This is a genomic window from Xanthomonas sp. CFBP 8443 (assembly GCF_025666195.1).
In the GTDB taxonomy this organism is placed as follows: Bacteria; Pseudomonadota; Gammaproteobacteria; order Xanthomonadales; family Xanthomonadaceae; genus Xanthomonas_A.
Genome location: NZ_CP102592.1, coordinates 1,700,070 through 1,712,305, shown reverse-complemented (window position 1 = coordinate 1,712,305; position 12,236 = coordinate 1,700,070). Strand labels below are relative to the sequence as shown.

General features: G+C 69.6%; 14 protein-coding genes. 1 reads left to right on the top strand and 13 read right to left on the bottom strand.

The genetic code is table 11. The features are described 5' to 3' along the window. Nucleotides 1-102 precede the first annotated feature (102 nt). From NUG20_RS07370 to rlmD, 8 genes are all read right to left on the bottom strand, one after another. Entirely contained in the window at nucleotides 103-1,380 is a 1,278-nt protein-coding gene (locus tag NUG20_RS07370; protein ID WP_263397719.1) for an FAD-dependent oxidoreductase, read from the bottom strand. A 96-nt stretch (nucleotides 1,381-1,476) separates the two neighbouring features. After that, a complete protein-coding gene (locus NUG20_RS07365; RefSeq protein ID WP_053841138.1) occupies nucleotides 1,477-1,683 on the bottom strand; it encodes a cold-shock protein in 207 nt (68 codons plus the stop codon). Nucleotides 1,684-1,772: 89 nt separating this feature from the next. Then, entirely contained in the window at nucleotides 1,773-2,525 is a 753-nt protein-coding gene (locus NUG20_RS07360; RefSeq protein ID WP_263398411.1) for an S-methyl-5'-thioinosine phosphorylase, read from the bottom strand. 76 nt (nucleotides 2,526-2,601) lie between these two features. Beyond that, entirely contained in the window at nucleotides 2,602-3,156 is a 555-nt protein-coding gene (locus NUG20_RS07355; protein WP_263397718.1) for a hypoxanthine-guanine phosphoribosyltransferase, read from the bottom strand. Further along, nucleotides 3,156-4,163 (bottom strand): beta-N-acetylhexosaminidase, encoded by a 1,008-nt coding sequence (gene nagZ / locus NUG20_RS07350; RefSeq protein ID WP_263397717.1) that lies wholly within the window; start codon nucleotides 4,161-4,163, stop codon nucleotides 3,156-3,158. Before nagZ ends, NUG20_RS07355 begins: the two co-directional genes overlap by 1 nt. A gap of 148 nt (nucleotides 4,164-4,311) precedes the next feature. After that, a complete protein-coding gene (locus tag NUG20_RS07345; RefSeq protein WP_263397716.1) occupies nucleotides 4,312-4,989 on the bottom strand; it encodes a DsbA family oxidoreductase in 678 nt (225 codons plus the stop codon). Between the two features lie 95 nt (nucleotides 4,990-5,084). After that, nucleotides 5,085-5,585, bottom strand: a complete 501-nt coding sequence (locus tag NUG20_RS07340) for a CYTH domain-containing protein (RefSeq protein ID WP_263397715.1) — start codon at nucleotides 5,583-5,585, stop codon at nucleotides 5,085-5,087. 71 nt (nucleotides 5,586-5,656) lie between these two features. Then, a complete protein-coding gene (gene rlmD / locus NUG20_RS07335) occupies nucleotides 5,657-7,009 on the bottom strand; it encodes a 23S rRNA (uracil(1939)-C(5))-methyltransferase RlmD (RefSeq protein WP_263397714.1) in 1,353 nt (450 codons plus the stop codon). Between the two features lie 245 nt (nucleotides 7,010-7,254). Here rlmD and NUG20_RS07330 point away from each other — a divergent pair, with 245 nt between their 5' ends. Further along, nucleotides 7,255-7,965 (top strand): Hpt domain-containing response regulator, encoded by a 711-nt coding sequence (locus NUG20_RS07330; protein ID WP_263397713.1) that lies wholly within the window; start codon nucleotides 7,255-7,257, stop codon nucleotides 7,963-7,965. A 207-nt stretch (nucleotides 7,966-8,172) separates the two neighbouring features. On the opposite strand, the gene recO is transcribed toward NUG20_RS07330, so the two are convergent. From recO to lepB, 5 genes are all read right to left on the bottom strand, one after another. Further along, nucleotides 8,173-9,051, bottom strand: a complete 879-nt coding sequence (gene recO / locus NUG20_RS07325; protein ID WP_263397712.1) for a DNA repair protein RecO — start codon at nucleotides 9,049-9,051, stop codon at nucleotides 8,173-8,175. 312 nt (nucleotides 9,052-9,363) lie between these two features. Then, on the bottom strand, nucleotides 9,364-10,266 hold the full coding sequence (gene era, locus NUG20_RS07320; protein ID WP_263397711.1) for a GTPase Era: 903 nt from the start codon (nucleotides 10,264-10,266) through the stop codon (nucleotides 9,364-9,366). Continuing rightward, nucleotides 10,263-10,943: a ribonuclease III gene (gene rnc / locus NUG20_RS07315; RefSeq protein ID WP_263397710.1), complete on the bottom strand. Its 681-nt coding sequence runs from the start codon at nucleotides 10,941-10,943 to the stop codon at nucleotides 10,263-10,265. Before rnc ends, era begins: the two co-directional genes overlap by 4 nt. Beyond that, on the bottom strand, nucleotides 10,933-11,310 hold the full coding sequence (locus NUG20_RS07310; protein WP_263397709.1) for a DUF4845 domain-containing protein: 378 nt from the start codon (nucleotides 11,308-11,310) through the stop codon (nucleotides 10,933-10,935). The genes rnc and NUG20_RS07310 overlap by 11 nt, the downstream gene beginning before the upstream one ends. 23 nt (nucleotides 11,311-11,333) lie before the next feature. After that, nucleotides 11,334-12,134, bottom strand: coding sequence for a signal peptidase I (lepB, locus tag NUG20_RS07305; RefSeq protein WP_263397708.1), 801 nt, complete (start codon nucleotides 12,132-12,134; stop codon nucleotides 11,334-11,336). Nucleotides 12,135-12,236 lie beyond the last annotated feature (102 nt).

The following is a 12,236-nucleotide window of genomic DNA, read 5'->3' as shown; positions in this document are numbered from 1 at the left end:
GACTGAAGTCCCTCCCACAGGGAAGCGACGGCGCCGCGGCATCGCAACAGGCCTGCCGATCGCAGAAACGACGTCGGTCGCCACCTGCACGAACACGCTGGCTCACCGCACCTGTTCGCCGTGCGCCGGCCCCGCCGCAATCGGTGACACTGCTGCTGTCTCCGCCAGCGCCTGCAGAAATCCTGGCTCCAGCGCCAGCTTGCCGAACCAGCCATGCTGGGTGCCGCTGAGCACGCGCAACATGTGCCCGCGGCCGCCGGGCATGCGCCCGGCCGGCAGCATGCCGACGTCGCGCACGCGCGCCACCAGGTCGCGCTCGGACTGGAACAGCGGGGTCAGCCAGCGGCTCCAGAACTGGTACACCGCCACGTGCGCATGGCGCTGCGCCTGGTAGCGCGCCAGCGCCGCGTCCAGGTCCGGCGCTTCGCGCAAGGCTTCGCTCAACACCCACGCATCCATCAGCGCCATGTTGACGCCCTGCCCCAGTTGCGGACTCATCGAATGCGCCGCGTCGCCGGCCAGCACCAGGCGGCCGCGATACCAGCGCTGCTGCACCGCGTCGCGATAGCTGGCCCGCGCCAGTTGCGCCGGCGCGCACACCTGCGCCAGGCGCTCGCGCGCCTGCGGCCACAGCTGCGCGACCTCGTCCAGCCACGCCTCCATGCCGCGCGTCTGCCACGCGTCGAAATCGGCGGTGGGCAGGCTCCAGAAGAAACTCATGCGCGGCTCGGGATCGCCCGGGCGGGTACCGACCGGCAGCAGCCCGATCATCTTGCGCGCGGCCACATAGCGCTGCCGCAGTTCGTCGGCGAAGGCCCAGTCGCCGCGTGGCAGCAGGCACCACAGCGCGCCCCACGGATAGAGCCGGTCCAGACGCGTGCCCTGAACCTGCGCGCGCAGCGCCGAGGCCGAACCGTCGCTGGCGATGACCAGGTCGAACGGCCCATGCCAGCGCCCGTGCTGGTCCTGCAGCCGGCGCAGGCCATCGTCGATGGCGACGATGTGCGTGTCGCGCTGCAGTTCGGCGTAGCCGTCCCAGGCCTGCGCCAGCAGCGAGAACAACGCGCCGCGCTGCATGCCCAGGCCGAACAGGCGCGTATCCAGGTCGCGGTACCGCATGTCCATCACCACGCGGCCGCACGGCGTTTCGCCGTACAGGCGCCGCACCGGCGCGCCATGCGCCAGCGCCTGCTCGAGCAGGCCGATCCGCCACAGCACCTGCAGCCCGGTCGGCTGCAGCAGGAAACCGGCGCCGACCGGACCCGGCTGCGGCGCGCGTTCGAACACCTGCACCTGGTGGCCGTCGCGCGCCAGCAGCAGCGCCAGGGCCTGGCCCGCCGTGCCGTAGCCGACGATGCCGATCTGCATCCGTTGCTTCATCGCATCCACTGATCGCGGGCGATGCCGCAGCGGCATCGCGTCCATAAAAAACCCCGCCGAAGCGGGGCTCAAAAACAGCTCAGCCGAGCAGGAAATTTACTCGACAGGCGTAATATTGGAGGCCTGCGCGCCCTTCGGACCCTGGGTCAGGTCGTAGCTGACACGCTGTCCTTCCTGCAGGCTGCGGAAGCCCTTGGAATTGATCGCGGAGAAGTGCGCGAATACATCGGCGCTGCCGTCTTCCGGCGAAATAAAGCCAAATCCCTTGGCGTCGTTGAACCACTTGACGGTACCGTTCGGCATGGTGATGCGAGACCTTGTGCAATGAATGGGTGGTGGTTGTGCGGCATCCCGCACCGGCGGAGTATGCAAAGCTTGGGCAGCGAAGACAATCACCCGCGCGCCAGTTCGCCGATCAGCTCCGGCAGCCCCGCCGACGCCGCCTCCACGTTCGCCAGCACCTCGGCCAGGGTGATCTCCTGCGCGTCGCCGCAGCCGGCGGCCCAGTTGGCCACGATCGCCAGGCACACGTATTCCAGGCCCAGTTCGCGCGCCAGGCCCGCTTCCGGCATGCCGGTCATGCCGACCAGGTCGCAGCCGTCGCGGCGCAGCCGCGCGATCTCTGCAATCGTTTCCAGCCGCGGCCCCTGGGTGGCGCCGTAGCAGCCGCCGTCGACCACGTCGGCGCCGGTCACGCGCGCGGCGGCCAGGACCTTGCTGCGCAGCATCGGCGAATACGGGTGGCCGAAATCCACGTGCAGCACCTCGCTGCCCGACTCCTCGCTGAGCGTGGAGATGCGGCCCCAGGTGTAGTCGATCAGCTGGTCCGGGCAGGCCAGCACGCGCGGCCCGAAGCGCTCGCCGATGCCGCCGACGGTGTTGAGCGCGAGCACCCGGGTGGCGCCGATTTGCTGCAGCGCCGCAAGGTTTGCGCGGTAGTTGATCTTGTGCGGTGGCAGCGAATGGCCTTCGCCGTGGCGGGCCAGGAACGCGACCCGGTGGCCGAGCAGCGTGCCGATGCGCACCGGGCCGGACGGACTGCCGTAGCGCGTGTCGACCTCGCGAGTCTCCACGTCGTCCAGTTGTGCGAGCTTGTAGACGCCGGTGCCGCCGATCACGGCCAGTGCGATGTTGTCCATGCGGATCCTCGAATCGAAACGTACGCGCGCGCCAGCCGCGACGGCCGGCGCGCATGAAGGAAGCGGCGCCCTGCGGCGCGCGCTATTCCTTCATCGCGTAGATCGCCGGCAGGTTGCGCAGCGCTTCGTTGACGTCCATGCCGAAGCCGAACACGTAGCGGTCCGGCACGTCCACGCCCACGTAGTCGGCGCTGACGCCATCCACGCAGCGATCGTGGCGCTTGACCGTCAGCGCCGCGATGCGCACGTCGGTGGCGCCCTGCTCCAGGCACCACTGGCGCACCGCCAGCAGGGTCAGGCCTTCGTCGAGGATGTCGTCGAGCAGCAGCACGCGGCGCCCGTACAGCGCGGTGGCCGGGCGGTGCTTCCACACCAGCTCGCCACCGACGGTCTCGCCGCGGTAGCGGGTGGCGTGCAGGTAATCCAGCTGCAGGTCCTGGCCGCGCGCGCCCAGTTCCAGCGCCAGCTGCCCGGCGAACGGCAGCGCGCCGTGCATGATGGTCAGATAGACCGGGATCTCGCCGCGGTAGTCGGCGGCGATGGCGTCGGCCATGCGCGCGATGGCCTGGTCGAGTTGCGGACGATCGACCAGCAAGTCGGCCTGGGCCAGGGCCTGGGCGATGGTGAGAGTGGACATCAGGCGGTTTTTCCGAAGGTTGCGAGCAGGTGGGATTGGGTGTGGCCGTAGCGGGCATCGGCGAGCAGGCCGTCCCAGCCGAGGGCGCCGCGGCCGATCAGGCCGAGCAGCGCGGCGGTATTGAGCGGGCGGTCGCGCACGGCCTGCAGCGACTCCTCCACCAGTTCGGGATGGCAGACCAGGACCACGTCGCAGCCGGCGTCCAGGTGCGCGGACACGCGCGCGGCGACGCCGCCGGCGGCGAACGAGGCGGCCATGCCGATGTCGTCGGAGAACACCACGCCGCGGAAACCCAGTTCCTGGCGCAGGATCTGCTGGATCCAGCGCGGCGAGTAGCCGGCCGGTTCCGGCGCCACCTGCGGATACACCACGTGCGCCATCATCACCGCATCGGCGCCGGCGGCGATGCCGGCGGCGAACGGGACCAGGTCTTCCTGGCGCAGCAGCTCGAGCGGGCGCGGATCCTCGGCGCTGTCGACGTGGGTGTCTTCCAGCACCGTGCCATGGCCGGGGAAGTGCTTGAGCGTGGCAGCCATGCCGACGCTGTGCATGCCGCGCACGTAGGCGGCGGTGAACGCGGCCACCACCTGCGGATCGTCGCTGAAGGCGCGGTCGCCGATCGCGCGGTTGCCGCGCGCCAGGTCCACCACCGGGGCGAAACTCAGGTCCACGCCGCTGGCGCGCACCTCGCTGGCCATCAGCCAGGCGTGCTGCTCGGCCAGCGCCAGCGCCGCCTCGCGGTCGCGCGCATACAAGGCGCCGAAGCCGTGCAGCGGCGGCAGCGCGCTGTAGCCGTCGCGGAAGCGCTGCACGCGGCCGCCTTCCTGGTCCACGCAGATCAGCTGCGGCCGCGCCGCCGCGGCACGGATCGCCGCCGCCAGCTCGGCGACCTGCGCGCGCGAGGCGAAATTGCGCTTGAACAGGACCACGCCGGCCACCGCGTCGTGCTGCAGCCAGTCGCGTTCCTGCGCGGTGAGTTCGGTACCGGCGACGCCGATCGCGAGCATGCGGGGGATTCTCCTGCCAGCGCGGTTCGGTGCGCCTGGGCGGGCATTGTCGCAGATGCCGGCGTCGGCGACAGGTCGAGGCGCCGGCGTGCCGCGGCCCAGGCCTGGCGGTGCGCTATGCGCCGCAGGTCGCCGCAGCGCAGCAGGCCTACACCGCGCAGCCGTCGGGGCCGCAGTCCCGGTCCGCGGCGGACGCCGGCGGCAGCAGGCCGCGCAGGGCGTCGGCGAACGCTTCCGGCGGCTGCGCGCCCTGGATCGCGTGGCGGCCGTCGATGACGTAGGTCGGCACCGCGCGAATGCCCATCGCCTGCGCCTGCTGCAACTGCGCCTGGATCTCGGCCAGGCCCTCGTCGCCGTCCAGCAGCGCCTGCACGCGCGCCGCGGGCAGCCCGCCGGCGGCGCCGGCCTCGATCAGCGTGTCTGTCTCGGCCAGATTGCGCCCCTCGGCGAAATGCGCATGGAACAGCGCCTCGGCCACCGCCTCGGCATCGCCCTCGCGCGCGGCCAGCCACAGCAGCCGGTGTGCGGGCAGCGTGGTCACCCGCACCTGGCCGCGGTCGAAATCGAACGGCAGACCCTCGGCGCGCGCGGTGGCCTGGGTCTGCGCCAGGATCTGCTCGGTGCGCGCGGCGCCCCCGAACTTGGCTTCATAGGCCTTGCGCAGCGGCACCGGCTCGGTGCCGGCATCGGGATCGAGCAGATACGGATGCCAATGGATCTCCAGCGCCGGCGCGTCCGCGCCGAGCGCCGCGATGCCCTGCTGCAGCCGGCGCTTGCCGATCCAGCACCAGGGGCAGACCACGTCGGACCAGATGTCGATGCGCATGAGCGGGGATTCGGGATTCGGGATTAGGGATTCGCAAAAGCATAAACCCGATCGCCGCACGCGGCCCGCTTTTGCGAATCCCTAATCCCGAATTCCTAATCCCGGCCCTGCGGCCACTGACAGAACGGATGCGAGGCCAGCGCCAGGTTGTAGTAGCGCGCATCGTCGGTGACTTCGGCGCCGATCCAGTCGGGCTTGGCGAAGGCTTCGTCGGCGCTGCCCAGTTCGATCTCGGCGACCACCAGCCCGGCGTTGTCGCCGAGGAACTCGTCCACCTCCCACAGATGACCCTGGTGCTGCACCAGGTGCCGGCGCTTGTCGATCAGCCCGCCCACGCACAGCGCCAGCAGCGCGCGCGCATCGTCCAGCGGCAGCGGATACTCGAACTCCTGGCGGGTATGCCCGAGCGCGCGCGACTTCAGGTTGAGGAACGCCTCCTCGCCCTGGATGCGCACCCGCACCGAGGCCTTCTGCGCACCGCTGTCCATCGCCGCCTGGTCGTTGATGTAGCCCTGCGCCATCGGGATCACCGCATGCGCGGCAGCGCGCCAGCCGTCGCCGGTGACGAGGAATTTGCGTTCGATTTCAATGGGCATGGGATTGGGGATTGGGGATTCGGGATTGGTCAAAGCATAAGCCAGCGCGCAGACCGCGCTGTTACGAATCCCTAATCCCGAATCCCCAATCCCGGCTTCTCAAACACCGCAATGCTCTCCACATGCGCGGTATGCGGAAACATGTCCATCGCGCCGGCGGCCTTCAGCACGAAGCCCTGCTCGTTGACCAGGTAGCCGGCGTCGCGCGCCAGCGAGCCAGGATGGCAGCTGACGTAGACGATGCGCTGGAACGTCTCCAGCGGCAGCTGCCGCAGCACCTCGATCGCGCCGGAGCGCGGCGGGTCGAGCAGCAGCTTGTCGAAGCCCTGGCGCATCCATGGCGCCTGGCGCTGGTCCTGGGTCAGGTCGGCAGCGTGGAACTGCACGTTGTCCAGGCCGTTGCGCTGCGCGTTGTCGCGCGCCCGCGCCACCAGTCCGGCATCGCCTTCCACCCCCACCACTTCGCGCACCGTGCGCGCCAGCGGCAGGGTGAAGTTGCCCAGCCCGCAGAACAGGTCGAGCACACGGTCGCCCGGCTGCGCGTCGAGCAGCGCCAGCGCGTGCGCGATCATCTTCTGATTGAGCGAGGCGTTGACCTGGATGAAGTCCAGCGGCCGGAACGCCAGCTCCACGTCCCACTGCGGCAGCCGGAACGACAGCGGCACTTCCTGCGGGTACAGCGGATGCACCGTGTCCACGCCGCCGGGCTGCAGGAAGATGGCGAAATCGTGCGCCTGGGCGAAGGCGACCAGCGCCGCCTGGTCGCGCGCGCTGAGCGGCTGCATGTGGCGGAAGGTCAGCGCCACTGCGGCGTCGCCGGCGATGAATTCGATCTGCGGGATGTCGCGCTTGCCGTCCAGGCTCTCGACCAGTTCGGCCAGCGCGCTGACCTTGAAGCCGATCTGCGGGATCACCGTGTGGCACACCGACAGGTCGGCGACGAAGCGCGGATCGAGTTCGCGGAAGCCGACCAGGGTCTTGTCCTTCTTCTCCACCCGGCGCACCGAGAAACGGCCCTTGCGCCGGTAGCCCCAGGGCTCGCCGGACAGCGCCGGCAGCACCGTTTGCGGGGTCACGTGGCCGATCCGCTCCAGGTTGTCGGTCAGCACCCGCTGCTTGGCCAGGATCTGCTGGTCCTCGGCCAAGTGCTGCAGCACGCAGCCGGCGCAGACCCCGAAGTGCGGGCAGCGCGGCTGCACCCGCTGCGGCGAGGCCTGCAGCACCTGCAGGGTGCGCGCCTCGTCGAAATGGCGGTTGCGCGCGGTGGGTTCGGCGAGGACCGTCTCGCCCGGCAGCGCGCCGGTGATAAAGGCGACCTTGCCGCCCTCGCCTTCGGGGCGGGCGACGCCGCGGCCGTCGTGGCTGAGGTCGACGATCTCGGTCTGGAACGGGGTGCGGTCGAGGCGTTTTCTGGATCGGGCCACGTGGCGGCAGGCTGCGGGCGGAAAAGGGCGGCTATTGTCGCAGATGCGCCAGGGCGTGCCGATGCGCCCGGATCGCCAGGGCGTGGCTGGGCGCGCGGCCCGTCGCCTCGCCGTGGCCTATCCCGATCCGGCCGCAGATCCCACCACCGGGGCGCCCGCTTGCGGACGTCGCGGCGGCGGCGCAAAGTGGTGCGACGCATCGTCGCAGCCGCTAAGATGCGCCCAGGCCGCATGGAGGCATAAGGATGGCATCGACCCAGGACCCTGTGACGCGACTTTTGCTGGTCGAGGACGACCCGATCAGTCGCGCGTTTTTGCAAGTGACACTGGAATCCCTGCCCGCGCAGGTCGATCTGGCCGACACCGTCTCCGCCGCACTGGCCAGCGCACAGACCCAGGAACACGCCCTGTGGCTGATCGACGCCAACCTGCCCGACGGCAACGGCGCCGACCTGCTGCAGCGGCTGCAACGGCTGCGCCCCGGCACCCTGGCGCTGGCGCACACCGCCGATGCCAGCGACGCGGTGCGCGAGCGCCTGCTCGGCGCCGGCTTCGCCGAAGTGCTGCTGAAACCGCTGAGCCCCGAACGCCTGCTGCAGGCCGTGCGCCGGCTGCTGGTCCGCGGCCGCGTCGGCACCGCGCCGAGCGCGGCGGAAGCGGCGGTGGACTGGGACGAGACCACCGCGCTGGTCGCGCTCAACGGCGAGCGCTCGCACCTGATCGCGCTGCGCGAACTGTTCCTGGCCGAACTGCCCGGTACCCGCGACGCGGTCGCCTCGGCGCTGCAGCTCAGCGACGAACAGGCCGTGCGCAACCACCTGCACCGGCTGCAGGCCAGCTGCGGCTTCGTCGGCGCCGCCCGGCTGGCGCGCGCGGTGCGCCAGCTGCAGGGCGATCCGGCGTCGTCGCAGGCGCGCAACCAGTTCAGCGAGGCTGTGGCGGCGTTGCTGCATTGAGGCCGGGACTGGGGACTCGGGACTGGGGACTCGGAACAGCCGGCGCCGCCTTGCCATCTGCAATCCGGCATCGGCAAACCGCGGCAGCATCGTTGCGTTGAAACGGGGACCGTGACCATCCGGAATAGTCCGGCGTGTCGTCGTCGCGTGCCATTCCAGCGCCGGGTCGCGGCAAGAACCGCGAACGCCGCACCGAGCTCCATCCGCTCAGCCCCGTTTGCCGCCGTCCACGGACTCTGCTGTTCCCGGTCCCTGGTCCCCGGTCCCTGGTCCCGGCTCCACCACGGGGCCCTGGTCCCCGGTCCCCGTTCCCGACTCCGCTGTTCCGAGTCCCGAGTCCCGAGTCCCGAGTCCCGACGTTAGCCGCCCCGCCCTAGCCAGATCCTCCAACATCTCCCACGACTTCAGGCCGCGCCCGCCCAGGTGATGCAGCAGTACCACGCGCATGCCGCGGCGCAGGCCGGGCAGGTCCTCGGCCACCGGCATCTCGTCGGCGGCCAGCGCCAGCAGCGCGCGGCCGGTGGCCATGCCGCTGCGTTGGTCGTGGCCGCGGTCGCTCAACAGGCGGCGCGGGCCGTGTTCGGCGTCCAGCACGTAGCGCGCGGCCGGGTCGATCGGCTCGCCGTCGCCGTCGTGGCGCAAGTCGAAGCCGACCCCCAGCGCATCCAGCAGGTCGCGTTCGAAGCAGCGCAGCGTCCACGCCAGCGGCGCCTCCGCGCTCAGCCGCGCGCGGACCCGCGCGTAGGCCAGGTACAGGTCCGGCGCCGGATCGTCGCGCGGCGCCAGGCGCAGGGTCAGTTCGTTGATGTAGAACCCGGCGAGCATGCCGTCCCCGCTCAGGCGCGGCGCCGTGTCCAGCGCCTCGGCGGCGCGCAGCTGGCCCAGCTCGCCGCGGCGCTGCGCGCTGAAGCGGATCGACTGCAGCGGCTGCAGCGCGGCGCGTAGCGGCTGATTCTTCGGCCCCTGTACGCCCCGCGCCAGCAGGCCCAGCCGCCCGTACCGCGCGCTCAGCACCTCGACCAGCAGGCTGGTCTCGCGCCAGGGGCGCGCGTGCAGGACGAAGGCGGGTTCGTGTTCTATGAACATCGGGACTCGGGACTCGGGACTCGGGACTCGGGACTCGGGACTCGGGACTCGGGACGGCAGGATGATGTCCCGGGACAAATCGCTGTCAAGCGATTTGATGAAAAAAAGTGGCGCTTTTTTTGAAGAAAAAAAGCGCCGTCCTTGCAGCTTAGCTCAGCCGCTTTTCTGTAGGAGGGGCTTCAGCCCCGACGCCTTACCGATAACGCGTCGGGGCTGAAGCCCCTCCCACAGAACAGCGCAAATGCGTCGAACTTGCGAAAATCCCGAGTCCCGAGTCCCGAGTCCCGAGTCCCGAGTCCCGAGTCCCGAGCTTCACTCCCCGTACCCAAACGCCTTCAGCGCCGCCTCGTCGTCCGACCAGCCTTCGCGCACGCGGACCCAGGTCTCCAAGAACACCTTGGCACCGAACAGGCGCTCCATCTGCTGCCGGGCCTTGGCGCCGATGTCCTTCAGGCGGGTGCCGCCCTTGCCGATCACGATCGCCTTCTGGCCTTCGCGCTCGACCCAGATCACCGCGCCGATGCGCAGCAGCGCGCCGTCCTCGGCGAAGCGTTCGATCTCCACCGTGGTCGCGTACGGCAGTTCTTCGCCGAGTTGGCGCATCAGCTGTTCGCGCACCAGTTCGCCGGCCAGGAAGCGCTGGCTGCGGTCGGTGATCTCGTCCTCTCCGAACATCGCCGGGGCTTCCGGCACCAGCGCCAGCAGGTCGCGCACCAGCGCTTCCAGGCCCTTGCGCTTGAGCGCGGAGATCGGATGCACCGCGGCGAAGCTGCGGCCCTCGCTGACCTGCTGCAGGAACGGCAGCAGCGCGGTCTTGTCCTTGAGCCGGTCGACCTTGTTCACCACCAGCACCACCGGGATGCCCGAGTCGCTGAGCACGTTGAACGCCAGCGTGTCCTCGTCGTCCCAGCGCCCGGCCTCGATCACCAGCAGGCCGGCGTCCACGCCTTCCAGCGAGCCGCGCGCGGCGCGGTTCATGACCCGGTTCATCGCGCGCTTCTGCTCGCGGTGCAGGCCGGGCGTGTCGACCAGCACCAACTGCCCTTCCGGGAAGCTGGCGATGCCCAGCAGGCGGTGCCGGGTGGTCTGCGGGCGGTTGGAGACGATGCTGACCTTGGCGCCCACCAGGGCGTTGGTCAGGGTGGACTTGCCCACGTTGGGGCGGCCGATCACGGCCACGCTGCCGCTGCGGTAAGGAGGCGCTTGCTCGTTCACTTGCTCGAATCCAGTTGCTCGATGGCGGCGGCGGCGGCCTGTTGTTCGGCCAGCCGTCGCGAGGTGCCCTCGCCCTCGGTGACGAGGGCAGGCTCGGCGAGTACGCAGCGTACCCGGAATAGCTTGGCGTGGTCGTCGCCGGTCTCGCTGATCAGTTCGTAGGCCGGCAGGCTGCGCTGCCGCGCCTGCAGCCATTCCTGCAGGCGGGTCTTGGCGTCCTTCTCGGCCTTGCCCACCGGCAGTGCGGCCAGCGCCGTCTCGAACCAGGGCAGGATCACCGCACGGCAGGCCTCGAACCCGGCGTCCAGGTAGATCGCGGCGACCACCGCCTCGACCGCGTCGGCCAGGATCGAATCGCGGCGATGCCCGCCGGATTTCATCTCGCCCGGCCCCAGCGTCAGCCGCTCGCCCAGTTCCAGCTGGCGGCCGATGCTGGCCAGCGAGGCCTCGCGCACCAGCTCGGCGCGGGCGCGGGTCAGCGCGCCTTCGTCGGCCTTGGGCCAGCGCCGGTACAGCGCTTCGGCGATCAGCTGGTTGACGATGCTGTCGCCGAGGAATTCCAGCCGCTCGTTGTGCGGCGCGCCGGCGCTGCGATGGGTCAGCGCCTGCGCCAGCAGCTGCGGTTCGGCGAAGCGGTGACCGATCCGGTCGCCGCGTTGGATGGTCTTACTCGCCACCGCGCGTCGTCAGGTCCTGGGTGATATCGAACTTGCCGACCACGTCCAGGTTGGCGACCAGCGGCTTGCGCACTTCGTAGACCACGTGCATCTTCCAGCCATTGTCCATGCGGTCGAACTTGACGTCGTCCGGCGTCACGTTGTCGGAGTTGTTGATGTCCAGGCGGCGGAACAACAGCATCTTCGCCTGCGCCGGATCCATGTCGGCGCTGCCCGGCTCGGCGGCCAGACCCTTCATCGCCGAACGCACCGCGTAGTACTCCATGTACATCGGGAACAGCTTCATGCCGATGTAGGCGAAGAACCCGACCACCGCCAGCACGATCACGAACGACGTCAACGTCATGCCACTTTGCTTGTGCTTCATCGCGCTTCCCCTTACGCCAGAAATCACTGGATGCCGGTCCCGATCCGCGAGGGATCGAAACTGCCGCTGCAGAACCACCCTTCGCAATTGAGCCAGACCAGGAACGCCTTGCCGCGCAGGTTCTCCTCGGGCAGGAAGTGGGTCTGGGTCCAGAAGCGGCTGTCCTCGCTATTGTCGCGATTATCGCCCATCACGAAATACTGCCCCGCCGGCACCACCCAATCGCCCTGGCCGGCCGGATTGTTGCGGTCGACCCATTCCAGTTCGGTGTGGGTGCGGCCCGGCAGGTATTCGGTGAGCAGCGTGGACCCGGTCATCTCCGCGCCCTTGCCCTTGCCCACGTACTCGCCGCGGACCTGGTACTTCATCGGCGCGCCATTGATGTACAGGGTATCGCCGTGGAAGCCGATGCGGTCGCCGGGCAGGCCGATGACGCGCTTGATCCAGTTCTCGTCCGGCTTGTGCGGCGGCTTGAACACCACCACGTCGCCGCGCTTGGGCTCGCTGGTCGGGATCACCTTCTGGTTGGTGATCGGCAGGCGGAAGCCGTAGGCGAACTTGTTGACCAGGATGAAATCGCCGACCAGCAGGTTCGGCATCATCGAGCTGGACGGGATCTTGTACGGCTCGGCGATGAAGCTGCGCAGGATCAGCACCACCGCCAGCACCGGGAAGAACGCCCGCGAATAGTCGACCAGCACCGGCTCGGTATCCAGCAGGCCGGCGCGCGCGGCGCGGCGCTTGGCGAAGAACAGCTTGTCCAGCAACCAGATGATGCCGGTGGCGAAGGTCAGGACCACCAGCGCGATTTCAAACCATTTCATTCTTGCTTGTTCCTTCGGAACGGGATTCGGGATTGGGGATGAGGGGATTCGGCTTAAGCGGGACATCGGACAGGCTTGCGCTCTGCCAATCCCCAATCCCGA

Coding starts and splice junctions, on each gene's coding strand:
- NUG20_RS07340 (WP_263397715.1), bottom strand. CDS start 5,585: ATGCCCATTGAAATCGAACGCAAATTCCTCGTCACCGGCGACGGCTGG.
- NUG20_RS07330 (WP_263397713.1), top strand. CDS start 7,255: ATGGCATCGACCCAGGACCCTGTGACGCGACTTTTGCTGGTCGAGGAC.
- recO (WP_263397712.1), bottom strand. CDS start 9,051: ATGTTCATAGAACACGAACCCGCCTTCGTCCTGCACGCGCGCCCCTGG.
- NUG20_RS07370 (WP_263397719.1), bottom strand. CDS start 1,380: ATGAAGCAACGGATGCAGATCGGCATCGTCGGCTACGGCACGGCGGGC.
- NUG20_RS07365 (WP_053841138.1), bottom strand. CDS start 1,683: ATGCCGAACGGTACCGTCAAGTGGTTCAACGACGCCAAGGGATTTGGC.
- lepB (WP_263397708.1), bottom strand. CDS start 12,134: ATGAAATGGTTTGAAATCGCGCTGGTGGTCCTGACCTTCGCCACCGGC.
- NUG20_RS07345 (WP_263397716.1), bottom strand. CDS start 4,989: ATGCGCATCGACATCTGGTCCGACGTGGTCTGCCCCTGGTGCTGGATC.
- NUG20_RS07310 (WP_263397709.1), bottom strand. CDS start 11,310: ATGAAGCACAAGCAAAGTGGCATGACGTTGACGTCGTTCGTGATCGTG.
- nagZ (WP_263397717.1), bottom strand. CDS start 4,163: ATGCTCGCGATCGGCGTCGCCGGTACCGAACTCACCGCGCAGGAACGC.
- NUG20_RS07355 (WP_263397718.1), bottom strand. CDS start 3,156: ATGTCCACTCTCACCATCGCCCAGGCCCTGGCCCAGGCCGACTTGCTG.